The sequence below is a fragment of the Paraburkholderia sp. GAS199 genome, assembly GCF_050436585.1.
GTDB lineage: Bacteria > Pseudomonadota > Gammaproteobacteria > Burkholderiales > Burkholderiaceae > Paraburkholderia.
The window spans coordinates 168,623-194,662 of the sequence record NZ_JBNDMM010000002.1 but is presented as its reverse complement, the minus strand read 5'-3'; the positions used below and the strand labels follow the sequence as shown (position 1 = coordinate 194,662).

General features: G+C 63.7%; 17 protein-coding genes. 11 read left to right on the top strand and 6 right to left on the bottom strand.

The window, feature by feature from the left end; translation table 11 throughout:
- The first annotated feature begins 144 nt into the window (after window positions 1–144).
- Together P3T18_RS06960 and P3T18_RS06955 are read left to right on the top strand one after the other, a co-directional pair.
- Window positions 145–1,998, top strand: a complete 1,854-nt coding sequence (locus P3T18_RS06960) for an autotransporter assembly complex protein TamA (protein ID WP_429299196.1) — start codon at window positions 145–147, stop codon at window positions 1,996–1,998.
- 28 nt (window positions 1,999–2,026) lie between these two features.
- Entirely contained in the window at window positions 2,027–6,301 is a 4,275-nt protein-coding gene (locus P3T18_RS06955; protein WP_429299195.1) for a translocation/assembly module TamB domain-containing protein, read from the top strand.
- 178 nt (window positions 6,302–6,479) lie between these two features.
- Here P3T18_RS06955 and metG read toward each other — a convergent pair whose 3' ends face one another.
- A complete protein-coding gene (gene metG, locus P3T18_RS06950) occupies window positions 6,480–8,612 on the bottom strand; it encodes a methionine--tRNA ligase (RefSeq protein ID WP_429299194.1) in 2,133 nt (710 codons plus the stop codon).
- A 396-nt stretch (window positions 8,613–9,008) separates the two neighbouring features.
- Window positions 9,009–9,662, bottom strand: coding sequence for an OmpA family protein (locus P3T18_RS06945; RefSeq protein WP_429299193.1), 654 nt, complete (start codon window positions 9,660–9,662; stop codon window positions 9,009–9,011).
- A 338-nt stretch (window positions 9,663–10,000) separates the two neighbouring features.
- On the opposite strand from P3T18_RS06945, the gene apbC reads away from it, so the two are divergent.
- The 5 genes from apbC (at window position 10,001) to P3T18_RS06920 (ending at window position 15,678) form a co-directional block, all read left to right on the top strand.
- The gene (apbC, locus tag P3T18_RS06940; RefSeq protein WP_429299192.1) at window positions 10,001–11,089 is read left to right on the top strand and encodes an iron-sulfur cluster carrier protein ApbC; all 1,089 of its coding nucleotides are present in this window, start codon (window positions 10,001–10,003) and stop codon (window positions 11,087–11,089) included.
- 131 nt (window positions 11,090–11,220) lie between these two features.
- Window positions 11,221–11,754, top strand: coding sequence for a superoxide dismutase family protein (locus tag P3T18_RS06935; RefSeq protein ID WP_429299191.1), 534 nt, complete (start codon window positions 11,221–11,223; stop codon window positions 11,752–11,754).
- 262 nt (window positions 11,755–12,016) lie between these two features.
- The gene (dcd, locus tag P3T18_RS06930) at window positions 12,017–12,586 is read left to right on the top strand and encodes a dCTP deaminase (RefSeq protein WP_008924193.1); all 570 of its coding nucleotides are present in this window, start codon (window positions 12,017–12,019) and stop codon (window positions 12,584–12,586) included.
- 87 nt (window positions 12,587–12,673) lie between these two features.
- Complete coding sequence (locus P3T18_RS06925; RefSeq protein ID WP_429299190.1) at window positions 12,674–14,959, top strand: Orn/Lys/Arg decarboxylase N-terminal domain-containing protein; 2,286 nt, start codon at window positions 12,674–12,676, stop codon at window positions 14,957–14,959.
- A gap of 2 nt (window positions 14,960–14,961) precedes the next feature.
- On the top strand, window positions 14,962–15,678 hold the full coding sequence (locus P3T18_RS06920; RefSeq protein WP_429299189.1) for a lysozyme inhibitor LprI family protein: 717 nt from the start codon (window positions 14,962–14,964) through the stop codon (window positions 15,676–15,678).
- A gap of 17 nt (window positions 15,679–15,695) precedes the next feature.
- Here the strand turns inward: P3T18_RS06920 and P3T18_RS06915 are convergent, their stop codons facing one another.
- The 4 genes from P3T18_RS06915 to zwf all read right to left on the bottom strand — a co-directional run bounded on the left by P3T18_RS06915 (window position 15,696) and on the right by zwf (window position 21,026).
- Window positions 15,696–16,622 (bottom strand): bestrophin family protein, encoded by a 927-nt coding sequence (locus P3T18_RS06915; RefSeq protein ID WP_429299188.1) that lies wholly within the window; start codon window positions 16,620–16,622, stop codon window positions 15,696–15,698.
- Between the two features lie 122 nt (window positions 16,623–16,744).
- Window positions 16,745–18,661 carry a bifunctional transcriptional regulator/glucokinase gene (locus tag P3T18_RS06910; protein ID WP_429299187.1) on the bottom strand — a complete coding sequence of 639 codons (1,917 nt, stop codon included), beginning with the start codon at window positions 18,659–18,661 and terminating at the stop codon, window positions 16,745–16,747.
- Entirely contained in the window at window positions 18,639–19,361 is a 723-nt protein-coding gene (gene pgl, locus P3T18_RS06905) for a 6-phosphogluconolactonase (RefSeq protein WP_429299186.1), read from the bottom strand. The genes P3T18_RS06910 and pgl overlap by 23 nt, the downstream gene beginning before the upstream one ends.
- Window positions 19,362–19,562: 201 nt before the next feature.
- Complete coding sequence (gene zwf / locus P3T18_RS06900; RefSeq protein WP_429299185.1) at window positions 19,563–21,026, bottom strand: glucose-6-phosphate dehydrogenase; 1,464 nt, start codon at window positions 21,024–21,026, stop codon at window positions 19,563–19,565.
- A gap of 531 nt (window positions 21,027–21,557) precedes the next feature.
- On the opposite strand from zwf, the gene P3T18_RS06895 reads away from it, so the two are divergent.
- The 4 genes from P3T18_RS06895 to P3T18_RS06880 all read left to right on the top strand — a co-directional run bounded on the left by P3T18_RS06895 (window position 21,558) and on the right by P3T18_RS06880 (window position 25,984).
- Window positions 21,558–22,805, top strand: coding sequence for an ABC transporter substrate-binding protein (locus tag P3T18_RS06895; RefSeq protein ID WP_429299184.1), 1,248 nt, complete (start codon window positions 21,558–21,560; stop codon window positions 22,803–22,805).
- Window positions 22,806–22,979: 174 nt separating this feature from the next.
- Window positions 22,980–23,918, top strand: coding sequence for a carbohydrate ABC transporter permease (locus P3T18_RS06890; RefSeq protein WP_429299183.1), 939 nt, complete (start codon window positions 22,980–22,982; stop codon window positions 23,916–23,918).
- On the top strand, window positions 23,908–24,765 hold the full coding sequence (locus P3T18_RS06885; protein ID WP_429299182.1) for a carbohydrate ABC transporter permease: 858 nt from the start codon (window positions 23,908–23,910) through the stop codon (window positions 24,763–24,765). The genes P3T18_RS06890 and P3T18_RS06885 overlap by 11 nt, the downstream gene beginning before the upstream one ends.
- A 103-nt stretch (window positions 24,766–24,868) precedes the next feature.
- On the top strand, window positions 24,869–25,984 hold the full coding sequence (locus P3T18_RS06880; RefSeq protein ID WP_429299181.1) for an ABC transporter ATP-binding protein: 1,116 nt from the start codon (window positions 24,869–24,871) through the stop codon (window positions 25,982–25,984).
- The last annotated feature ends 56 nt before the right edge of the window (window positions 25,985–26,040 follow it).

Below are 26,040 nucleotides of genomic sequence, written 5' to 3'. Positions count from 1 at the left end.
GAGAAGAAAGGCGCCCGTGCGGGCCGGCAGTCGGCGTTGGTCTGCAAGGTCCGCCTGGTCGCGCCGATGTGGTCAAATAGCGAGCTTCGGCCGCCCCGGCGCGCCCGAGCGAAAGAATTCATCAACCGTGGCCGGAGGTCCTGTTTGGCGGGGTGCGCGATCGAAAAGCCGCGAGTGCGACGCGGCAATGCCGGTGCAGGGCGTGGCCGCGCCATGCGCGCGGCGCCCGTCCGGTGCTTGCGGCGCTGGCTGCACGCGTGGCTGGCCATGTGCATGGTCTCGCTGACGCTGGCCGCCGCGAACGCTTACGCGGCCAAACCCGCCGCCAGCTACAAGGTCGACATCGAGGCGTCGCCGCGCTCGCTGCGCAAGCTGCTTGAAGCGCATCTGGATATTGCCCGTTTCGCGAAGCGTCCGGATATCAGCGGCGACCAGTTCGAGTTTCTGATCACCGCCACGCCGCAGCAGGTGCGCGATCTCGCCGCCACGCAGGGCTATTTTTCTCCGGTCGTGCGAACCGACGTCAAAACAGTCGACGATACCCGGCAAGTCACGGTCAGCGTCGACCCCGGTCCGCAAACCACCATCAGTTCGATTTCATTGTCGTTTCGCGGTCCGGTGCTAACCGAAGACCCGGCGCAGGAAAATGCCGCGCGCTTCGCGTTTTCGCTGCACGAGGGCGAGCCGTTTTCGCAGGGCGACTGGGACGACGCGAAGAACGCCTCGCTCAAGGCGCTGCAGTCGCGCCGCTATCTCGGCGCGAAGATTTACCACTCCGAAGCCCGCGTCGATCCGCGCACGCACGAGGCGAAACTGACGGTCTCGTACGACAGCGGTCCGACCTTCACGATGGGCAAGCTCGACGTGTCCGGCACACGGCGCTACCCGGAACAGATCGTCGACAATGTCAATCCGATTTCGCCCGGCGATATCTACGACGTGCAGCGCATCACCGAATTGCAGCGGCAATTGCAGAACACGCCGTACTACGCAAGCGTCGCCATCGACACGGACAGCGATCCCGACAAGCCGGTCAATACGCCGGTGCACGTGAAGGTGTCGGAATATCCGTACAACAGCATTCGCGGCGGGGTGGGCTATTCCACGGACAACGGTCCGCTGGTACAGGGCTCGTATTCGTATCTCAACACGTTCGGCAAGGCGTGGCCGTTCACCGTCGAGGGTCGCGTCGACCAGATCCAGCAATACGGTCAGGTGACCTTGTCCATGCCGCCGGGACCGCGCGCGTGGACCAATAGCGTGCTCGCGTCCTACACCACCACCGACGTTTCCGACACGCGCATCTACAGTATCCGAGCGGGCGTGCAGCGAGCGCGCACGTCGCAATTCATCGACTACAACTATTCGATCCTCTACTACCAGGACCGGCTCGATCAGAACGCCAGTGCGCCGACCACCAGCCGCGCGCTGGTGCCGTCGTGGTCATGGACCCGCCGCGATACCGACGACCCATTGTTTCCGCGCAAGGGCAACCTGATTCACGTCGAGGCGGGCTTCGCGGTGAAGGGTCTGCTGACCGACCAGACCTTTATTCGCGGCTACGCGCGCGGCCAGCAGTATCTGCCGATCGGCAAGGAAGACCTCGTGCTGCTGCGCGCCGAACTCGGCGGCGTGTTCACGAGCGGCAGTTCGAGCGGCGTGCCGGCTTCGCTGCTGTTCCGCGCGGGCGGCTCGAACTCGGTGCGCGGCTACGGCTATCAGAGCATCGGTAACGACGTCGACGGCTCGGTGCTGCCCACCAAGTATCTCGTCACGGCGGCGGCCGAATATCAACACTGGTTCAACCACGACTGGGGCGCGGCCGCGTTCTTCGATATCGGCACCGCCACCGACACCTGGGGCGAAAAGGAGTTCTTCCCCGGCGTCGGCGTCGGTGCGCGCTGGCGCAGCCCGGTCGGGCCGGTCAACGTCGATATTGCCTATGGCATCCGCAACAATAGCTGGCGGCCGTATCTGACCCTGGGCATCGCTTTCTGATGGACACCCGCTTTTACATGATCGACGCATGACCACGGACGTATCCGGCCAACCGCCGGTCCAACCTCCCACGCAGCCACCGGGCGGCCAGCCGCCGGGTGAGCAGCCGCCTTCCGCTACACCGCCGGGCAAGCGTCGTGTCGGCCGGGCGTTGCTGAAGACGCTCGCGTGGCTGGTGGTCGTGCTGGTGTTGCTGGCGGCACTGGTGCTCGGTCTGGTCTACGGCGCATTGACGACCGAGCGCGGCACGGCGTACGCATGGCAGGCGGCGGTCAAGCTGCTCGGCGGCAAGCTCACCGGCACGCTGGAGCGCGGCACGCTCGCCACCGGCGTGGAGTTGCGGCAGGTGCGCTGGCGCAGCCTCGACGGCAGCGGCACCGATATTCAGGTCGACAGCGTGGCCGGCCGCTGGGCGCTGTCGCGCGAGCCGTGGCGATTCGCGGTCGACTATCTGCATGTCGGCACGATCGACGCGCGTGTCGGCTCGTCTTCGTCGAGCAGCAGCGGACCGCTCACTTTGCCAAAAGACTTGCGCCTGCCGCTGCAACTCGACATCCGCGATGTCCAGGTCGACAAACTGCTGTTGCGCCAGGGCAGTTCCACCACCGAGTTTTCGCGCTTCATGTTCCACGGCCGCAGCGACGGGCGTCATCACGAAGCCGCGATCGAGCGTCTGGACACACCGTTCGGCGCGGTCACGGCGGCGGCGAAGCTCGACGGCGTGCAGCCGTTTCCGCTGACCGGCGACGTCGGCTACTCGGGCAAGGTCAACGACGAAGCGGTGCAGGTGGGCGGTCATCTGACCGGCTCGCTGGAGCATCTGATCGCCGAACTCGATGCGAGCGGCATGAAGCTCGCCGGTCACGCGCAGGTGGAAGCCACGCCGTTCGGCGACGTGCCCCTGCAACGCGCCACGCTGACCTTCGATCACATCAACCCTCAGGCCTTCGCGCCCGGCGCGCCGCTCGCGGACCTGTCGGTGCGCGCGGACCTGGCGCCGGTCGCCGCGACGCCGGCCAATCCGGCCGCCGCCGCATCGGCCGGCAAAACCGCCACGAAGAGCGCGGCGGATTTCGCGGTCGCGGGACATGTGTCGATCGTGAACGCCAAACCCGGCGCCATCGACCAGAATCTGCTGCCGGTGATCGACGCGCAAACCGACGTGCGGCTCGACGCCAAGGCGCAGCGCATCTCGAACCTGAAGGTGCGGATCGTGAAGAACGCGACGCTCACCGGCGGCGGGGCGTTGACCGGCAAGCACGGCCAGTTCGATCTACAGGTTGCCGACCTCGACCTGAACGTGCTGCAGGCGAGCGTGCGGCCCACGCAGCTTTCCGGCCCGATCGGCATCCGTCTGAACGACGACGTGCAGAGCATTACGCTCGACCTCGCCGATCCGAAGGCCGCGTTGCGCGCGCAAGGCAAGGTGACGTTCGACCCGGCGCGTCTGAGTTTCAACGACGTGCGCATCACATCGGGCAAGGGCCGCATCGATCTGTCCGGCGCACTCAAGCACGATGGCAACTCCACGTACAACCTGAAGGCGCAGCTCACCGACTTCGATCCGTTGACACTGGCTTCGCAGATGCAGTCGCGTGTGCCGGCGGCCTCGGCGAAAAAAGAAGCCGCCGCCGGCAAAACGCCGTCGCGTTCGACGGCCGTGGCGGGCAGCACCGCAGGAGCAAAAAGCGCCGCGCCGGGCGACAAGGCCGCGGCGGTGGTCAAGAACACCACGAAGGCGGCGGTCGATAGCGAAGTGGCGCAGCTCAAGACGCCCCGTCCGGCAGCGGCCGGCAAGACGAAGGCGACGCCGGCCCGCAAGATCGAAGCGCGCGTGAACGGCACCCTGACGGCCGCCGGCGTGCTCGGTCCGGTGTTCACGACCAAAGCCGAATTCAAGCTTGGGCCGAGTGTCTACGACGGCCTGCCGCTGACCGGCGCGGGCACCGTGCAGCTGGCCGGCTCGCGCATCTTGCCGAGCCGGGCGAATCTGTCGGTCGCGGGCAACGAGGTCGATCTGCAGGGCAGCTTCGGCGGCCGCGGCGACCGTCTGCGTTTTCGCGTCGATGCGCCGCAGCTGGAGCGTCTCGGCTTCGGACTTGCAGGCCTCGTCGCGGCGGACGGCGATGTCACCGGCTCGTTCGCTCATCCGAACGTGGTGCTGAACTACAAGGCGGACAGCGTCGTGTTCAACAGCAACCGGATCGGCCACGCGGAGGGCCACGCCGAACTGCGCGACGGCGCGAACGGCGCGCTGGTGTTCACCACCGACGCGCGCAACCTCAGCGCGGGCGGCGTCGATCTGACTACGCTCACGGCGCATCTGTCCGGCACGCGCGCCAACCATACGCTGGAGGCCGCGGCCACCGGCAAGCTGCAGGACCGTCCGCTCGACCTGACACTCGCTGCGAACGGCAAGCTGACGGAAGCACGGGACGGCACTCACTGGGACGGCACCGTGACCCGTCTGCAAAACCGTGGCCTGCCGTCGCTGAACATGGAGTCGCCGCTCACCGTGAGCACCGGGCCGGACCGTCTCACGCTCGGCTCGACACGTCTGACGCTCGAAGGCGCGGTGCTGAGCCTGAAGTCGTTTGCGTTCGACCATGGGCGCATCCAGTCCGCCGGCACGCTGACCGACATTTCCGTCGCGCGTCTGCAGGATTTGCGGCGCGAGATTACCGGCCCGCAACCGGCCGTCAAGACCGACCTGGTGTTCGACGGCGACTGGGACTTTTCGCTCGGCAGCACGGCGAAGGGACATATCCAGTTGAAGCGGCGTACCGGCGATGTCACCGTGGAAATCGGCCGCGGTCTCGCTTCGTTGGGCATCAGCGATATCACCGCGCGCGCCGAGTTCAGCGGCGGCAACCGGCTCAACGCCACCGTGCATGCGCAGGCAAGCCGCATCGGTGTGATCGACGCCGACGCGCACACCAACCTCGTGATGCGCGACGGCTTTCTGACCGTCGGCGAGGAAAGCGCGCTCACGGGCAATGTGAATGCGAACGTGCCGTCGCTCAAAACGACGGGCGGCCTGTTCGGGCCGAGCTATCTGCTCGACGGCCATCTGGCGCTCAAGCTGGCGCTCGGCGGCACCGTGGCGAAGCCCAATCTGACCGGCTCGCTACTCGGTGACGGCCTCTCCGCAACGATGGTCGATCAGGGCGTCCAGTTGAAAGACGGCGTGGTGCGCATTGCGTTGTCGCACAATCTGGTGGACTTCCAGCAAGTGGAATTTCACGGCGCGAGCGGCACGTTGCGCGCGACGGGCCGGGTGCGTCTGGACGGCGACGAGCCGGACCTGAATGCGAGCATCGTCGCGGACAAGCTGGAACTGTTCGCCGCGCCCGATCGCAACCTGTCGCTGTCGGGCAGCGCGACCGTCGCCAACGCGGGGGCGCAAGGCGGCATGGCGATCAACGGCAAATTCGTGGTCGACCATGCGTTGTTCGACTTGCCCGAGCAGTCCGCGCCGAAACTCGGCGACGACGTGGTGATCGTGCGTCCCGACGGCACGGTGGCGGGCGAGCGTCCGCCGCCCGCGGTGGCCGGCACCAACAAGCCGATCGGTCCGTTCGCGCCGCGCGCCAACATCGACATCAGTCTCGGCAACAGCTTCCGTTTTCGCGGACAAGGCGCGGACCTCGGCCTGGCCGGCACCATCACCGCGATGAGCGCGCCGAACCTGCCGCTGCGCGCGGTCGGCAACGTGCGCGTCACGCCGGGCTCCACGTACACCGCGTTCGGCCGCAAGCTGGGCATCGAAAACGGCTTCTTCACGTTCAACGGACCGGTGGCGAATCCGGGCATCAACATCCTGGCGATGCGCCGCAACCAGCAGGTGGAAGCGGGCGTGCAGGTCACGGGCACGGTTCAGTTTCCGGTGGCCAAGCTGGTTTCCGAGCCGAACGTGCCGGACAACGAAAAGCTCTCGTGGCTGCTGTTCGGTCACGGCACGGATCAGGGTAACAACCTCGGGCAGCAGAGCACCATGACAACGGCGCTGGCGCTACTCGGCAGCGCCAGCGGCAAACGGATCGCGCAGACTTTCGGACTCGACGAGTTTTCGATTGGACGAAGCGAAGTCGGGCTGACCGATCCGCAGGTGGTGATGGTGTCGAAGGCGATCAACGAATGGCTCGTGATCGGCTACGAGCAGGGTCTGCAATCGGCGAGCAACGCGATCAAGGCGACCGTCAACCTGACGCGATACTGGTCGGTGGCGGCGTATGGCGGCACCTTCGACGGTATCGATCTGCTCTACACGCGGCGCTTCGACCGGATCCGCTGGGGACAATGACGGGGGGTTCGCCTTGCGTTGACTTGGCTTGGGTTGCCAGGGCTCGCGATGGCGTGGCCTTGAACGATCCGGCAACCGAATGCAAAAACGGCACGCTTTGAAGGCGTGCCGTTTTTGTTTGCTTGTTACCCGAGCCTCGCGAGCCTCGCGAGCTTTGCAGCGGCGAGCGGCGTGCGTTTTACTTTACGCGCATGCCCGGCTTTGCGCCGCTGTCCGGTTCGAGCACGTAGAGGCCCGGTTCCGCCTTTTCGTCCGTGGCCGAAGCGGCGAGCACCATGCCTTCGGACAAGCCGAACTTCATCTTGCGCGGCGCGAGATTGGCAACCATCACCGTGAGTTTGCCGATGAGCTGTTCCGGCTGGTACGCCGACTTGATGCCGGAAAACACGTTGCGGGTTTTTTCTTCGCCGACGTCGAGCGTCAGTTGCAGCAATTTGTCCGAGCCTTCTACCGCCTTGCAGTCGACGATCTTCGCGATACGCAGATCGACTTTTGCGAAGTCGTCGATCGAGATGATGCCGGGCGCTTCTTCTTCCTTCGCCGCCTTGGCCGCGGCTTTCGATTTGGCCTTGGCGTCGGCCGGCGCGGCGGCGTCCGGCGTAGCTTGCAGCGAATCGCGATTGGCGGCGAGCAGCGCCTCGATCTGCTTCGGATCGACGCGCGTCATCAGATGCTTGTACGCGTTGATCGGTCGCGACGAGCTGAGCGGCACGGCGGCGTCGGCCCACACGAGCGGCTCGATACCGAGGAAAGCTTCGACCGATTCGGCCAGCTTCGGCAGCACGGGCTTCAGCGCCAGCGACAGCAAGCGGAACGCTTCGACGCTCACGCTGCAGGTTTCGTGCAGCGCGACGGCATTGGCCGGATCTTTCGCCTGATCCCACGGCTTGGCCGTGTCGACGTAAGCGTTGACCGCGTCGGCCAGTTCCATGGTCTGACGCAGCGCGCGGTTGTACTCGCGCGCCTCGTAGTTCGCGGCGATTTGCGGCACGGCGGCGCGCAGCGTGGCGAGCAGCGGATGCTGCATGGCGCTGTCCTGCACACGGCCGTCGAAACGCTTGATCAGGAAGCCGGCGGCGCGGCTCGCGATATTCACGTACTTGCCGACCAGATCGCTGTTCACGCGCGCCTGGAAGTCGTCGAGGTTCAGGTCGAGGTCTTCCATCGTGCTGTTCAGCTTGGCCGCGAAGTAGTAGCGCAGCCATTCCGGGTTCAGGCCGGTTTCGATCACGCTTTGCGCGGTGATGAACGTGCCGCGCGACTTCGACATCTTCGCGCCGTCTACCGTGAGGAAGCCATGCGCGAACACGTTGGTCGGCGTGCGATGGCCCGAAAATTCGAGCGTGGCCGGCCAGAACAACGTGTGGAAATACAGGATGTCTTTGCCGATGAAGTGGTACTGCTCGGCGGTCGACCCTTTGCGAATCCACGCGTCGAAGTCGATGCCGCGCTTTTCCGCGAGATTCTTGAAGCTCGCGTAATAGCCGATCGGCGCATCCAGCCAGACGTAGAAGTACTTGCCAGGGGCGCCCGGAATTTCGAAGCCGAAATAGGGCGCGTCGCGCGAGATGTCCCAGTCGGCGAGCTTGGCTTCGCCTGCGTTGCCGAGCCACTCGCGCATCTTGTTGGTCGCTTCCGGCTGGGCGAGACCGCTCACCCACTCGCGCAGGAAGTTCTCGCAACGCGGATCCGACAGGCGGAAGAAGTAATGCGTGGACGTCTTGCGAATAGGCGTGGCACCCGAGACGACCGAGTACGGGTTGACCAGGTCGGTCGGCTGGTAAGTCGAACCGCATACTTCGCAGCTGTCGCCGTACTGGTCTTTCGCGCCGCACTTCGGACATTCGCCCTTGATGAAGCGATCCGGCAGGAACATTTCCTTGACCGGGTCGTACGCCTGTTCGATATCGCGCGCTTCGATCAGACCGGCCTCTTTCAGCGCCAGATAGATCGACTCGCTCAGGACGCGGTTTTCCTCGGAATCGGTCGAGTAGTAATTGTCGAACGAAATCCCGAAGCTGTCGAAATCGCGCTTGTGTTCCTGCCAGACGCGGTCGATCAGCTGCTTCGGCGTGAGACCTTCCTTTTCCGCGCGCAGCATGACCGGCGTGCCGTGCGTGTCGTCGGCGCCCACGTAGTAGACCTCGTGACCGTGCATTCGCAACGTCCGGACCCAGATGTCCGTCTGGATATATTCGACCAGATGGCCGATATGGATTTGCCCGTTCGCATACGGAAGGGCCGACGTGACGAGAATCTGGCGACGGCCTGACGGCGCGCCGGTGGCGAGATCGGTTGCGGGTGCTGACATAAGGATGGTGGGAGCCTGCGGTGGGACGAAAGGTTGATTCTAGCAGGGCAGGCGCACGGCGCGGAGCCAGCCGGATGGGCGGAAGACGACGGGAGAAGCTGGAAGGAGCGGGGCGGCGTTGCGGCAGAAGGAGCGGCCGATGAAGCGGCCAAAGCTGAACATGCAGCGCGCAAAAAAAAACCGGGGTTGTTAACCCCGGAGCAACAACGACAAGAGGAGAATGGTGACGCGGCGGCTTCGCCAGCCACGTACCGTAAAGACAGACAGCGGATTTTCGGCAGAGTTCGAAATTTTTTTTGTCCTCGTGCGAGATTTTCCTTCGTCAGATTTTTACGGCGCGCCGGGCGCGGCCAGGAAGGCCCGGCGCCCGGTTTATCCAGTTCCTCGAAGACGTTCTTATTGCGTTGCGTGCTGAGCCGTTGCGCGCAGATAGATTTCCACGCGACGGTTCGCCGCACGGCCGGCTTCCGTGTTGTTGTCGGCGACTGGCTGGTTCTGGCCCATGCCTTGTGCCGACAGACGTTGCGGCGCGACGCCGCGCTGGCCCAGATAACCCGTCACGCTTTCGGCGCGGTTGACCGACAGCGTCTGGTTATACGCCGGCTGGCCCGTGCTGTCCGTGTAGCCGATCACTTGTGCGATCAGTTCCGGATTCTGCTGCATGGTTTGCGTGAGCTGGTCCAGCACCGGTGCGAACGACGGCTTGATCGCGTAGCTGTTGGTGTCGAAGGTGACCGAGCTCGGGATGTTCAGCTTGAGCGAGCCGTCCGGCTGTTCGGTGATCTGCGTGCCCGTGCCCTTGGTGGCGCCCGACAGCTTGTTGTGAATGGCCTGCCAGTTGTAGCCCGTGATGCCGCCGACCGCCGCGCCGACGCCCGCGCCGATGGCCGCGCCCTTGCCGCCGCCGAAGATCGCGCCGAGCGCCGCGCCGGTGCCGGCGCCCACGCCTGTACCGACGGCCGTGTTAGTACCTTGTTGGGAGGCGCAGCCAGCCAGCAGCGAACCGGCAACCGCGAAAACAGCCAGGCGAGTCATGAGTTTTGCATTCATTTTCGATTCCTCTTGAGTGAAGCGTGTGAAGCGGCGGTAGCGATCAATCTACAGGGTGAACATGACGCCGATGCAGTGCCGTGATGTGCAACCGTTGAAAATGCTACGCCTTTTCGAGTCCCGGTCCGACTGTGAAGCAGGGTCTTCCGGCATGGCCCGGCGGCAGCATCTACAATGATGCCTGACGTCCACAGCGATGCGACCCCATAGCGTCCCGCCTGCCCGAAGGGTGCACGGCACGCCTGGAATACGCAATGCTGTCTAACAATTTCTTTCAAATTCCGACGCATGGCCGAAATTTCGATCATGCCGTGTGGAAAGTGTTCCCCGGAGTGTCAATGAGTATCGAACGGGCTATGGTCGATGCCGCTCTCGCGGCTGTCACTGACCCCAACACCGGCAAGCCGTACGCCGCTGCCAAAAACATCCGCAACGTGGTCGTGGAGGGTGACACGATCAGCGTCGAGGTCGTCCTCGGCTATCCGGCGAAGCGGCAGTTCGAGGCCATCCGCACGCAATTCTCCGACGCGCTGCGCGCCGTGCCGGGCGTGGTGGATGCACGTGTCGAGGTGTCGCAGAACATTGCCGCGCACACCGTGCAGCGCGGCGTGAAGCTCCTGCCGAACGTCAAGAACATCGTCGCGGTGGCGTCGGGCAAGGGCGGCGTGGGCAAGAGCACGACCGCCGTGAACCTGGCGCTGGCGCTCGCGAGCGAAGGCGCCTCGGTCGGCATTCTCGACGCGGACATCTACGGCCCGTCGCTGCCGATGATGCTCGGCATCGAAGGTCGCCCGGAATCGCCCGACGACAAATCCATGAACCCGATGACCGGCCACGGTCTGCAGGCCAACTCGATCGGCTTTCTGATCGAGCAGGACAACCCCATGGTGTGGCGCGGCCCGATGGCGACCTCCGCGCTGGAACAGCTGCTGCGGCAGACCAACTGGCAAGACCTCGATTACCTGATCGTCGACATGCCGCCGGGCACCGGCGACATCCAGCTCACGCTGTCGCAGCGCGTGCCGGTCACGGGCGCGGTGATCGTCACGACGCCGCAGGACATCGCCCTGCTCGATGCCAAGAAGGGTCTCAAGATGTTCGAGAAGGTCGGCATTCCGATTCTCGGCATCGTCGAGAACATGGGTATGCATATCTGCTCGAATTGCGGCCACGAAGAGCATATCTTCGGCGCTGGCGGCGGCGAGCGGATGGGCAAGGAGTATGGCGTCGACGTGCTCGGCAGCCTGCCGCTCGACATCGCCATCCGCGAGCAGGCCGACTCGGGCAAACCCACGGTCGTGGCCGATCCGCAAGGGCGCATCGCGGAGATCTATCGCTCGATTGCGCGCAAGGTCGCGATCCATATCGCCGAGCGCGCACGCGACATGACCTCGAAGTTTCCCAGCATCGTCGTGCAGAACACCTGAGCCATGCTTCAAAGCGGGGCCGGACCGTCAAAATCCGCCGTCTCTCGCGGTATCATGTCGGCTTCACAAGTTCGGCTCGGCGGCCGCAGGGGCGGCCGCAGGGGCGGCCGCCAGGCCGGCAAGAGGATCGCATGGGAAAACGAATCGACGGGCAGGCGGTGCATGCGTTCATCGTCCTGACTGCCAGCAGTCTGCTGTTATGCGGCTGTAGCACGTTCCTGAGACCACAGGAAAAGCGTGCGGACGCGCAGTTGCTGCCCACCGTGGGCAACCAGGCGCGCGGCCTCGTGACGTTCATCGAGCGCTCCGACGGCGTGCAGGTCACCTATAACCTCGAAGGTCTGCCGCCCAATAGCGACCACGCGCTGCAGGTTCACGAGCGCGGCGACTGCAACGCCGCCGACGGCTCCAGCGCCGGTCCGGTGTTCTCGCCGGCGGCCGAGCGTCTGAAAGCGGGCGCGCGGGTCGAAGGCGACCTCGGCAACATTCACGCCGACTCCAACGGCGTGGCCACGGGTTTCATCGTCGCGCCGGACGTATCGCTCGACGGCATCCGCTCCGTGCTCCAGCGCGCGGTTCTCCTGCATCACGACGCCACCGACCCGTACGCGTATCCGCAGCATGGCGCGGGCGCCGCGCTCGCATGCGGTCTGATTCGCCAATGACGCGGCCTTGCCGCCGTCGTGCGTGGGCTTCGGCGCAGCGTGTCGCGTCTTTATCCCGACACCCGCAGCAGCATTCTCCTGATCGCGTAAAATAAGCGCCTTTCGTTGGGGCGTCCGGTCGGGCAAGCCCGGCCAGGGCCGCTGCCACGGCGAAAGTCGGCCGCTGCGGTCCACGCGGCCAGCAAGCCAGACCGTTGCCCGGAACTTTCACCGGGCGGTTACCCGTCATACCTCTGTCATTCACGTCGAGCAGCGTTCATCTATGACCATCAAATCCGACAAGTGGATCCGGCGCATGGCCGAGTCGCACAAAATGATCGAGCCGTTTGCGCCCGATCAGGTTCGCGTCTCCGAAGACGGCCGGAAGATTGTCAGCTACGGCACGTCGAGCTACGGCTACGACATCCGCTGCGCCGACGAATTCAAGATCTTCACGAACATCAACTCGACCATTGTCGACCCGAAGAACTTCGACGAGAAATCGTTTGTCGACTTCAAGGGCGACGTCTGCATCATCCCGCCGAACTCGTTCGCGCTGGCCCGCACGGTTGAGTATTTCCGCATCCCGCGCAGCGTCCTGACCGTGTGTCTGGGCAAGTCCACCTATGCGCGTTGCGGGATCATCGTCAACGTGACGCCGTTCGAGCCGGAATGGGAAGGGCACGTCACGCTGGAATTCTCGAATACGACACCTTTGCCTGCCAAAATCTACGCGAACGAAGGCGTCGCCCAGGTGCTGTTTTTCGAAAGCGACGAAATTTGTGAGACGTCGTACGCGGATCGCGGCGGCAAATATCAAGGTCAGCACGGCGTCACGTTGCCCAAGACGTGACGTCCGCAGCGTACTGACCCACCAGCTTGTCAGGGTGACCGCTGCAATTCATAGACTGCAGCGGTCGTTCTTTTTGGAGAATCGCCCATGAAGTTTCGTTTTCCCGTCGTCATCATCGACGAAGATTTCCGCTCCGAGAACATCTCGGGTTCCGGCATCCGCGCTCTGGCCGAAGCAATCGAGAAAGAAGGCGCGGAAGTCCTCGGGTTGACGAGCTATGGCGATCTGACCTCGTTCGCGCAGCAGTCGAGCCGCGCCTCGTGCTTCATCCTGTCGATCGACGACGACGAACTGCTGCCGTACGTCGAAAACGTCGTGGTGGAAGGCGAGACGCCGGAACTGGCCGCCGCGATTGTCGCGCTGCGCGCGTTCGTGACCGAAGTGCGCCGCCGCAACGCCGACATTCCGATCTTCCTGTACGGCGAAACGCGCACCTCGCGCCACTTGCCGAACGACATCCTGCGCGAACTGCACGGCTTCATCCACATGTTCGAGGACACGCCGGAGTTCGTCGCGCGCCACATCATCCGCGAGACCAAGGTGTATCTGGACTCGCTCGCGCCGCCGTTCTTCAAGGAACTGGTGCAATACGCGGACGAAGGTTCCTACTCGTGGCACTGTCCGGGACACTCGGGCGGCGTGGCGTTCTTGAAGAGCCCGCTCGGCCAGATGTTCCATCAGTTCTTCGGCGAAAACATGCTGCGCGCCGACGTCTGCAATGCCGTCGACGAACTCGGCCAACTGCTCGACCACACTGGTCCGGTGGCCGCCTCCGAGCGCAACGCCGCGCGCATTTTCAGCGCCGACCACGTGTTCTTCGTGACCAACGGCACCTCGACCTCGAACAAGATCGTCTGGCACGGCACGGTTGCGCCGGGCGACATCGTGCTGGTGGACCGCAACTGCCACAAGTCGATCCTGCACGCCATCACCATGACCGGCGCGATCCCCGTGTTCCTCACGCCGACGCGCAACAACTTCGGCATCATCGGCCCGATTCCGCGCAGCGAATTCGAGCCGGAGAACATCAAGAAGAAGATCCTGGCGAACCCGTTCGCCCGCGAAGCGCTCGCGAAGAATCCGGATCTCAAGCCGCGCATTCTGACCATCACGCAAAGCACGTACGACGGCGTGATCTACAACGTCGAAATGATCAAGGAAATGCTCGGCGACTGGCTCGACACGCTGCATTTCGACGAAGCCTGGCTGCCGCACGCGGAATTCCACGAGTTCTATCAGGACATGCACGCGATCGGCGCGGGCCGTCCGCGCATCGGCGCGCTGGTGTTCGCCACGCACTCCACGCACAAGCTGCTGGCCGGCATTTCGCAGGCTTCGCAAATCGTCGTGCAGGACTCGAAGAACAGCCGCTTCGACAAGCACCGCTTCAACGAAGCGTATCTGATGCACACGTCCACCAGCCCGCAGTACGCGATCATCGCCTCGTGCGACGTCGCCGCGGCCATGATGGAAGCGCCGGGCGGTCCGGCGCTGGTGGAAGAGTCGATCGCGGAAGCGCTCGATTTCCGCCGCGCCATGATCAAGGTCGACGCCGAATACGGCGACGACTGGTTCTTCAAGGTGTGGGGCCCGGACCAGTTCGCCGAAGAAGGCATCGGTTCGCGCGAAGACTGGATGCTGCGCCCGGACGACGCATGGCACGGCTTCGGTCCGCTCGCCGAAGGCTTCAACATGCTCGACCCGATCAAGGCGACCATCGTCACGCCGGGTCTGGACATGGACGGCGGCTTCGGCGAGTCCGGCATTCCGGCCGCGATCGTCACGAAGTACCTGGCCGAGCACGGCATCATCGTCGAGAAGACCGGGCTGTATTCGTTCTTCATCATGTTCACGATCGGCATCACCAAGGGCCGCTGGAACTCGATGGTCACCGAACTCCAGCAGTTCAAGGACGACTACGACAACAACCAGCCGCTGTGGCGTGTGTTGCCCGAGTTCGTCTCGCACCATCCGATGTACGAGCGCGTCGGCCTGCGCGATCTGTGCGAGCAGATCCACAGCGTCTATCGCGCCAACGACATCGCGCGTCTGACGACCGAGATGTACCTGTCAAGCATGGAGCCGGCCATGAAGCCTTCGGATGCGTTCGCCAAGCTCGCGCACCGCGAGATCGACCGTGTACCTATCGACGAACTCGAAGGCCGCGTCACGTCGATCCTGTTGACGCCGTACCCGCCGGGCATTCCGCTGCTGATTCCGGGCGAACGCTTCAACAAGACCATCGTCAACTATCTGCGTTTCGCGCGTGAATTCAACGAGCGTTTCCCGGGTTTCCACACGGACATCCACGGGCTCGTCGGCGAAACCATCAACGGGCGCATCGAATACTTCGTCGATTGCGTGCGCGGCTGACGATGGGGGCGAGGCGGTTCCTGCCAGGCGCGCTGGTTCTGGCGCTCGCGGCCGTGCTGGGTGTGGCGTCCGCTGTGACGCCGCGCACGGCGCGCGCCGAGGTCGCGGCTGCCGATCCGATCGACGCGTCGATGCGCACCTGTCTCGCGCGCAGCGACACGTCGTCGACGGCAGGGCAGGTGCAATGCATGGACAACGCGCGCATCGGCTGGAAAGCCGCGGCGGACAGCGCGTGGCAACAGCTTCAGACGAAGCTGCCGCCCGCGCAACGCAAGCCGTGGGAAAAGAGCCAGGCGAGCTGGCAGGCCTCGCGCGACGCCGAAAAGGCCTTGCTGAGCGCCGTATTCGCCACCACGCGTGGTTCGATGTACGTGCTCGCCGAAGCCGATATGCAACTGCAACCGGTGCGCGACCGAGCGCTGGCACTACGCAGCGCGGTGGCGAAAGTCAGCGCCGGCGGCGATCTACCGCATCGCGCACGCGCCTGCAGCGCGGACGCGCAATGCGAACATGCGATGTTCGACATGAACCGTTACTACCGCCGCCTGCAATCGAAAATGCCGGTGCGTTCGCGGCCGGTACTCACGCGCGCCCAGAGAGCCTGGACCGCGTATCTGAATGCCAGCACGCCGTTGGTGGACGAACGTGGCCGCATCGACATCATCGGTGCACGCGTGGCCACGCTCAAGCGTTTGTCGGAAACCGTCGGCAACGACTGACTGCAACGACTGACCGTTCAGGTCAGCACGTAGTCTTCGGGTTGCGGTTTCGGCAACACGAGACCCGGCTCGCCGAGCAGGTCGCGCATCGCGTCTTCGATAAACAGCGACATCGTATTGAGCGCGAGATCGTTTTCGTCGGTGCCGAAGGGCTCCTCGATCTGCGAGGCGATCGCCTCGTGCGCCATGAAGGTGTACGCCACGAACACCGCGAAGACAGGCGTGAAAATGCCGATGCTGTCGACGAGGCCGAACGGCAGCGCCGCGCAGAAGAAGTACACCGTGCGGTGAATCATCACCGAATAGGCGAAAGGCAGCGGCGTCGACACGATGCGCTCGCAACCGCCGATCACCCCCGAAATACCATTCAGATTCCGGTCGAAGGCGAGCACCGCCATCGGGTCGATTGCGCCCGTTTGCGCGTGACGCTGCACCCATTCGCCGAGCATCAGCATCAGCGTGGCCGGTTTGTAGCGCGACGCTATGACGCGGTCGAACTGCGCTTTCGGCAGCCGAGCCGCCAGATCCGAGCGCGGATCGCTCGAGCGAAGCTGGTGACGCAGCGCATGCGGCAGCGCGCCGAGCACGGCGATGAACTCCTTGATGTCTTCCTTCGGCAATGGTCCGACTTGCAACGTCAGCGCCTGGCGGGTGAGCGAGCGCGAGTCGTTGAGCAGTTGTCCCCACAGCTTGCGCGCTTCCCACCAGCGGTCGTAGCTGGCGTTGTTGCGAAAGCCGAGAAACACCGCCAGCGCTATGCCGATCAGCGAAAACGGGGCGGGCGTATTGAGATTGAGCGGAACCGGCAGCAGGTGATCGTGAGCGGCCACGGCCACGATGCCGATGCAGAAGATCAGGAAGAGTCGGGGCAGCAGTTGCGGAAGGACGGAGCCTCGCCACGCAAGCAGCATGCGGAACCACTGGAGTTGAGGGCGGATGATCATCGGGTGGGAAGCGTGCGTTCGGCGATGGGACTTCCATTATCGCCGTTTGCATTTATTGGCGGCGGCAGCGCGTTTCATTCAGCAAAGAAACGCCGCCGCCGCGGACCACCCGACGCCGGCGCTCAATCCCTCGCTGAAGACGCCGCGCCGTGGCTCAACCAGTCGAGTACGGCGCTCGCGTCGTCGTCGGCGCCCTGACGCGCGCGGGCGACCGTCTCGGCCACGTCGGCGCTCGGCACCGCGCGCCGGATCGCCACGCCCACGGCAAGTATGTCGATCATCACCAGATGCAGGATGCGCGAGATCATCGACAACTGCGATTCGCGTATCTCGATGTGATCGGTTTCCAGCGCAACGGTTGCCCGTTTGGCCAGCGGCGTATTGCTCGACGTGATGGCGATGACCTTCGCGCCCGCCTGCATGGCGACGTCCAGCACGCGCAGCAATTCCGGCGCGCGTCCCGACTTCGACACCGCCACGATCACGTCGCCCTTGCCGAGCAGCGCGGCCGACGCGGCCTGCATGTACAGGTCGCCGTAAGCGATGGTCGGAATGCCGAAGCGGAAGAACTTGTAGTGCGCGTCCTGCGCCACGATGTTCGAATTGCCGAGGCCGTAGAACTCGATTCGTCGCGCGCCGTTCAGCAAATCGATAGCGCGCTCCACGTGTTCGAAGTTCAGATGCTCGCGCAACTGCAGGATGGCGGAGACGGTGTTGTCGAGCACCTTCGCGCCGAAGTCCGTAGCGGTGTCGCCCAGATGCACCTGGCTATGGCTCACCGGAATCGTGCCGGTCAGACCGGTGGCGAGCTTCAGCTTGAAATCGGACAGACCCTGGCAGCCGAGCGAACGGCAGAAGCGGATCACCGTCGGCTGGCTCACGTCGGCCTTGCGCGCGATGTCGACGATCGGATCGTTGATGATCGAGCGCGGATGGTTCAGCGCGAGATCGGCCACGCGCCGCTCGGCGGGTGTGAGCGCGTCGCGCATCTGGCGAATGCGTTCGAACACCGCCGACGAACTGCCGCCCGCCCGATTGGACAACTGCTCCGCGAGAATGGCGGACACGCCCAGAAAGGCCGGATATTCGGCGGTAATCACGTAGGTCGGCACGTTTTGCAGATACGCTTCGAAACGGCCTTTCGCCTCGAAACGCTTGCGGAACGACGAACGCGCAAAGAATTCGCCCAGCCGCGGCACGACACCGCCGCCGATGTAAATGCCGCCCAGCGCACCCAGCGTCACGGCGATGTTGCCGGCGAAGGTGCCGAGAATGCCGCAGAACACGTCGACGGATTCGGCCGCGAGCGGCTCGCCGTCCAGCGCGCGCTTGACGATCTCAACTGTGTCGACGTTGGCCGCCACGCGTTTCTTGTCGCGGCCCGCGAGCGCGCGATAGATCACCTCGATGCCGGGGCCGGCCGCCACGCGTTCGAACGAGACATGCGACCACTTCTTGCGCGCGTATTGCAGCACGATATCTTCGCGCTCGTCGGCCGGCGCGAAGGTAGCGTGGCCGCCTTCGCTGCCGAGCGCGATCCAGCGGTCGTCGGCGGGAATCAGGCCGGACACGCCCATGCCGGTGCCCGGACCGAGCAGGCCGATCACGCTGTTCGGACGGCGCGTGCCGCCGCCCACCTGCACGCGCTGCGCGTCGGTCAGGCCGGGCAGCGCCATGGCGAGCGCGGTGAAGTCGTTCACCACCAGCAGCGTGTCGAAGCCGAGCGCGCGGCGCGTGGCTTCGATCGAAAAGCTCCAGTCGTGATTGGTCATGCTCACCTGGTCGCCGTCGACCGGATTCGCAATCGCGATCGCCGCGTGATTCACGCGGCCAATCTTGGTGTCTTTCAGATACTTCTTGATGACCTCGGCGACACCCGGATAGCTGGCGCACGGGTAGACCTGCACCGAGCCGATTTCGCCCGGCGCGGTTTCCAGCGCGAAGCGCGCATTGGTGCCGCCGATGTCGGCCAGCAGTCTCGGTCCATCGGCATGCTGGCCGGCGCCCGGAACTGCCTTAGTTTGCACACCAGTAGACATCGAGTCTCACTCCCTTGTCGTTTGCCAACTGCGAGATGGCATTTTTTTGTAGCGAAGCGGCGGCGGCATTGAGCACGTCGAGCTTGCGCGGTCCGGCGATCAGCAGATACAGGTGCTTCACTTCTTTCAGGGCGGAGAGCGACCAGCTCACGCGCGCATGCGGCGCGTTGCCCGGATGCACGCCGACGAAACGCTCGGCGGTGGTGATGGCGTGATCCCACTCGGGCGCGTCCGCGAAAATGGAGGCCGTGTGGCCGTCTTCGCCCATGCCGAGAATCGCGACGTCCGGCACCGCGGCAAAGCGCGGGTCGGCGTTCAGCGCGGCAACGTGTGCATCGAGCGATTGGCTCGTGTCGACCAGCGGCCAGAACGTGGCGTGTTGCGCGGCGTTCTGCAACAGCGTGTCGTGCACGAGTTGCGAGTTGCTCGCGCTGTCCGTTTCCGGCACCCAGCGGTCGTCGACCAGCGTCACGGCGATGTGCGGCCAGTCGAAGGATTGCGAGGACAAGGTCTGCAGGAACGGACGCGGACTGGTGCCGCCGGACACTGCAAGCATTGCGGGGCGCACCGCCTGGGTAGGCGTGCCGGCTGCGGCCGCGGCCGCTTGTGCGGCGAGCGACGCATGTAGCGCGTCGCCGACCGCCTTCGCCAACGCGTCGGATTGGGCGCGTTGATCGTCGAAAGCGTGAAGCTCGATCACTTCTCCTCCGTGCTGCTTTCTTGTTAGACCTGCGGAATAGGGCCGTGCTGCACTCACGCGAGGCCTGCGAGGTGGATAACCTGCAGACGCCCTCGTGTTACCGGCGCCATTCCGTTCAGTTCGTCGGTGGGTCTTGCCGGCGCCGCGCCGCGTCCGGTTAGGGCGCAGCACGACACCGCGATTCAGTTGCTGCGGTGCGTTTCAGTTCTCTTCTTCGAGCCAGCAGGTTCCATGCTGCGCGAGCATCGCGCTCGCCGCCGCCGGTCCCCACGTGCCTGCTGCATACGGCTTGGGCGGCTTGTTCACGCTCGCCCATTCGTTCAGGATCGGTTCGACCCAACGCCATGCCGCTTCCTGCTCGTCGCGGCGGACGAACAGCGCGAGACGGCCGTTGATCACGTCGAGCAACAGACGCTGATAGGCCTCCATCTGTCCTTCGCGGAAGAACTGGTCGAACGCGAGATCGAGGTGGACGCTGGCGAGATTCATGCCTTCGCCGGGCTGCTTGGCGAGACAGTAGAGTCGAATGGTTTCGTTCGGCTGCAAACGGATCACGAGACGGTTGGCGCCGGCGCGTAGGGCCGAAGCACCCAAAGCCGAATGCGGCACCGCGCGGAAATTCACCACGATTTCAGCGACACGATCGGCGAGACGTTTGCCCGTGCGCAGGAAAAACGGCACGCCGGCCCAACGCCAGTTTTCGATCTCGACCTTCACCGCCACGAAGGTTTCGGTGCGGCTATCCGGCTTCACGCCGGGTTCGGTTGCATAGGCCGGCACCGCATTGCCGCGGATCACGCCCGAATGGTACTGACCGCGCACCGCGACCTTGCCGATGTCGCGCGGATCAATCGGTTTCAACGCACGCAGCACGCGCAGCTTTTCGTCGCGTACGGAATCGGAGTCCATCGAATGCGGCGGTTCCATCGCCACGATGGAGAGCAGTTGCAGCAGGTGGTTCTGCACCATGTCGCGCAAGGCGCCGGTGTTGTCGTAGAAATCGCCGCGCGCTTCCACGCCGAGTTCTTCCGCGATGGTGATCTGGATGCTCTCCACCCATTCGCGGCGCCACAGCGGTTCGAACAGCGCATTGCCGAAGCGCAGCGCGAGCAGGTTCTGCACCGGCTCTTTACCGAGGTAGTGGTCGATGCGATAGATCTGCTCTTCAGCGAAGATTTCGCCGACCGCGTCGTTGATCGCATTCGACGACTTCAGGTCGTAGCCGAGCGGCTTTTCCAGCACGATGCGCGAGTTTTCGTTCAGGCCGACCGACGCGAGCGCGCGGCAGATCGGCACGAACAGCGACGGGCCCGTTGCCAGATAGAACACGCGGATACCGGCAAGATCTTTAATGGCGTCGCGTAGCAGCGCGAAGTCTTCGGCGTTGCCGAGGTCGATCTTCACGAACTCGATGCGCTGCAGGAAGCTCGCCCAGGCTGCTTCATCCAGACCGTTCTTCGACACGTGCGGTTTGACGTGTTCGTTCACCCACTCGAGGTAGCCGTCACGATCCGCGACATGCCGTGCCACCGCGAAAATCTTCCCGCTCTCGGCCAGCATGTTGCCTGCACGGTGTGCTTCAAACAGTGCAGGCAGGATCTTGCGCATCGACAGATCGCCGGTTCCGCCGAACAGAACGAAGGTGAAGCTTGAATCGGTTTGCATGAGTCTCCGTCGATATCCTGAGGCCGCCGGGAGGACCGGAAAGGGCGACCGTAGTCCGATAAAATATTTTTTGACACTGAATTGTAGTTTAACTACAATCCAAATCAAGAGGTAGCGCTAATTCGATGAAAAAAGCGTGCGCTGTGAGGCTAGATGCGCGTTTTCCCGAATCGGCAGGCGTCCCCTGCATGTTAACGGACAATGCGTTCGCGCACGTGCCAGCCTGACCCGGCAGCCCTTACGGAAGGCCGGAAAGCCAGGGTGGCGTCAGGGTTAACGTGCAAGGCACCTCGAGTCTGCCGCGCGCGACGCGGGCAGGCAAAAATCAAAAGAGGAGACAGTCAGTTGCATCCCGAACCACTCATCTCTTGAGCTTCCAGCGGCCGAAACCCGGTCCGCCGGCACATGCCCCGCGCATGCGCCCGACCGTGCTCGATCGCCCAGTGTTTTGCCTGTTTTGAACCAACCACAGCACCCTGGCGACATCAGGGGCCATTTGTTTTTTGTTCAGGTGTCTGGAGGAGATAAGCAATGAAATTTCGCGCGATCATGGGCGCTCTGTGCGCCGCAGGTCTGATGTGTGGCGTCTCGGCCGTTCAGGCTGCCGAGTCGATCGAAGTGTTGCACTGGTGGACTTCGGGCGGCGAATCGAAAGCCGTCGGCGTCCTCAAGGACGACATGACGAAGCAGGGTTACACGTGGAAGGACTTCGCGGTTGCCGGCGGCGCTGGCGCGGCTGCCATGACGGCACTCAAGACGCAGGTGATCTCGGGCAACGCACCGAGCGCGGCTCAGATCAAGGGTCCGCTGATCCAGGACTGGGCATCGCAAGGCGTGCTGGTGCCGATCGACTCCGTCGCAGGCGACTGGAAGAAGAACCTGCCGCCGGAAATCGACAAGATCATGCACGCAGACGGTCACTACGTGGCAGCGCCGTTCTCGGTGCACCGCGTGAACTGGCTGTACATCAACAAGGCAGCGCTGGACAAGGCAGGCGGCAAGGCGCCGACCACGTGGCCTGAATTCTTCGCGGTGGCCGACAAGATGAAGGCCGCGGGCATCCAGCCGATCGCGATGGGCGGTCAGCCGTGGCAAGACCTGACGCTGTGGGAAGACGTCGTGCTGTCGCAAGGCGCGGACTTCTACAAGAAGGCGCTGGTCGACCTCGACGAAAAGACGCTGACGTCGGACAAGATGGTCGGCGTGTTCGACACGGTCCGCAAGATCCAGGGTTACTTCGACACGGGCCGCACGGGCCGTGACTGGAACCTGGCAACGGCAATGGTCATCAACGGCAAGGCCGGCATGCAGTTCATGGGCGACTGGGCGAAGGGCGAATTCGCCAACGCCGGCAAGAAGTCGGGCTCGGACTACATCTGCGCCGCTGTGCCGGGCACGGAAAAGGCCTACACGTTCAACGTCGACTCGTTCGTGTTCTTCCAGCAGAAGGGCGCAAAGAACGCAACGCCGGGTCAGCTGGCGCTCGCCAAGACGATCATGACGCCGGAATTCCAGGAACAGTTCAGCCTGAACAAGGGTTCCATCCCGGTTCGCCTGGGCGTGTCGATGGCCAAGTTCGACGACTGCGCGAAGAAGTCGTACGCGGATGAACAGGTCGCGATCAAGTCGGGCGGCTATGTGCCGTCGCTGGCACACGGCATGGCGCAACCGGATGCAGCAGCCGGCGCGATCTCGGACGTGGTCACGAAGTTCATGAACTCGCAGCAGGATTCGAAGAGCGCGGTTGCAGCGCTCGCGAAGGCAGCGAAGACCAAGTAAGCAGTCGTGGGTGAAGCGGCGCGTCCGGTCGACGGACGCGCCGTTCCGCCAGTTGGTGCAGTTCGTGTAGCAGCAGGCGGCTTCGGATTTGACGGAGCCACACCTATGCCGTTGCGGCTTTGCGTCGATCCGACGTGAGCGTCCCGGCGGTACAGTTTCAGCAGGAGTCGAGTAGTGACTGCTTCTATCAGCGGAAACGGGAAAACGGCCACCGTCACCCGCCGCGCGTCGCCCATGGCGGCCCTTGCCGATCGCTGGATTCCGAAGCTGGTGCTCGCACCCAGCGTCGTGATCAGCCTCATCTTCGTGTACGGCTTCATTGCCATTACCGGTTATCTGTCGCTGTCGAATTCGCGACTCATGCCACGTTATGAATTCGTCGGATTCGACCGTTATCGCGAACTGTTCGATAACGACGTGTTCTGGACTTCGGCTGCCAACCTCGGCTGGTTCGGCATTCCGTTCATCGGTATCTGCATCGGCCTCGGCCTGTTCCTCGCCATTCTGCTCGACCAGCAGATCCGCAACGAAGGCGCGTTGCGCGCCGTGTTCCTGTATCCGATGGCGCTGTCGTTCATCGTGACGGGTACGGCGTGGCAATGGATCATGACGCCGAGCGTCGGTCTCGAGAAAGTGTTCCACGACTGGGGCTGGACGAGCTTCTCGTTCGGCTGGCTCGGCGACCCCGACAAGGCGATCTTCTGCGTCGTGATCGCGGCGGTGTGGCAGTCCACCGGTTTCGTGATGGCGCTGTTCCTCGCCGGTCTGCGTGGTGTGGACGGCGAAATCTTCAAGGCCGCGCAGATGGACGGCGCGAATCTGCCCACCATCTATCGCAAGATCGTGATTCCGAGCATGCGTCCGGTGTTCTTCTCCGTGCTGCTGATTCTCTGCCACATCACGATCAAGACTTTCGACCTCGTGGTCGCGTTGACCGCGGGCGGTCCGGGCACCTCGTCGTCGCTGCCGGCTATTTTCATGTACACGTTTTCGTTCAATCGCGGGCAGCTGGGCGTCGGCGCGGCATCGTCGATGATGATGCTCGCTACCGTCGTCGCCGTGCTCGTGCCGCTGATGTATCTGGAATCGAGGAGCACGCGCAATGCAGCCTAAGATGACGATCAGCCGTGCCGTCATTTATGCGGCCTTGATTCTGTTCGCCCTGTACTTCCTGTTTCCGCTGTACGTGATGCTGTCCACGTCCTTCAAGGACATCGACCAGCTGCGCACCGGCAACCTGCTCACGCCGCCGACCCACTGGACCATCGACCCGTGGATCAAGGCATGGAGCGGCGCCTGTACCGGCGTGCGTTGCGACGGCATGGAACCGTTCTTCATGAACTCCGTGCGCATGGTGATTCCGGCCGTGCTGATCTCGTCGATCATCGGCGCGTTCAACGGTTATGTGCTCACGCACTGGCGCTTTCGCGGCGCGGACCCGATCTTCACGATGATCCTGGTCGGCTGTTTCATTCCGTTCCAGGCGATCCTGCTGCCGATGGCGCGCTTCGAAGGCTTCCTTGGCCTCTCGAACACCACCACCGGCCTCGTGGTCGTGCACGTGATCTACGGTATCGCCTTCACCACGATGTTCTTCCGCAACTTCTACGTGAGCATTCCGGCCGAACTCGTGAAGGCCGCGCGTATCGACGGTGCGGGTTTCTTCACGATCTTCACGAAGATCCTGCTGCCGGTTTCGCTGCCGATTTTCATGGTGTGCCTGATCTGGCAATTCACGCAGATCTGGAACGACTTCCTGTTCGGTATCGTGTTCTCCGGTGTCGATTCGATGCCGATCACGGTGGCGCTGAACAATCTCGTGAACACCTCGACCGGTGTGAAGGAATACAACGTGGACATGGCCGGCGCCATCATCGCCGCACTGCCTACGTTGCTCGTCTACATCATCGCCGGGCGCTATTTCGTGCGCGGCCTGACGGCGGGCGCAGTGAAGGGCTAAACGCTGGCCAACCAATCCGAGCGCGGCGGCGCTTGCCTGAAATAGCGCCGCCGTCACCCGACAAGTGCATCAAAGCAGTACCAGAGACAAGAGGATTCACAGCATGGCAAGCCTTTCCATCCGTGACGTGTATAAGACTTACCCGAACGGGGTGCCGGTTCTGAAGGGTGTCAATATCGACATCGAAGACGGCCAGTTCCTGATTCTGGTCGGCGGCTCGGGTTGCGGTAAATCGACGCTGCTCAACATGATCGCCGGCCTCGAAACCGTAACCAAGGGCGAGATCCAGATCGACGGCAAGACGGTGAACAACCTGTCGCCGAAAGATCGCGATATCGCGATGGTGTTCCAGTCGTACGCGCTGTATCCGTCCATGACGGTGCGCGAGAACATCTCCTTCGGTCTGAACATCCGCAAGGTGCCGAAGCAGGAGCAGACGCAGATCGTCGACCGCGTGTCGAACACGCTGCAGATCACGCACCTGCTGGACCGCAAGCCGGGTCAACTGTCGGGCGGCCAGCGTCAGCGCGTGGCAATGGGCCGTGCACTGGCGCGCGATCCGGTCATGTTCCTGTTCGACGAACCGCTCTCGAACCTCGACGCGAAGCTGCGTATCGAGATGCGTTCGGAGATCAAGCTGCTGCACCAACGCCTCGGCACGACCATCGTCTACGTGACGCACGATCAGATCGAAGCGATGACGCTCGGCGACCGTATCGCGGTGATGAAAGACGGCGTCGTGCAGCAGTTCGGCGCGCCGCAAGACATCTACGACTCGCCGTCGAATCTGTTCGTGGCCGGCTTCATCGGCGCGCCGCCGATGAACTTCATCCAGGGCAAGCTGGTGGAGCAGGGCTCGGGTGTGGGCATCGAACTGGATACCGGCGTGACGCGCAACGTGCTGAAGCTGCCGTTCGATTCGTCGAAGGTCAAGTCGCACGTGGGCCGTGAAGTGATTCTCGGCTTGCGGCCCGAGCGCATCACGGACGCGCGCGGCGCGCACGGCGACAACTCGCAACTGCAGCCGATCGAAGTGAAGGTCGACGTGATCGAGCCGACCGGTCCGGACACGCTGGTGTTCGCGCAGGTGAACGGCAAGCGTATCGTGAGCCGCGTGCACCCGGCCTCCAACCCGCAGCCGTTGTCGAACACCACGCTGCTGTTCGACACCTCCAAGGCCGTGCTGTTCGACCCGTCGAACGAAGAACGGATCGCCTGACGAAACGCGCCACGCCGCGCGTCGCATCGAGCGGCGCGCGGTCATTGCAAGAAAGC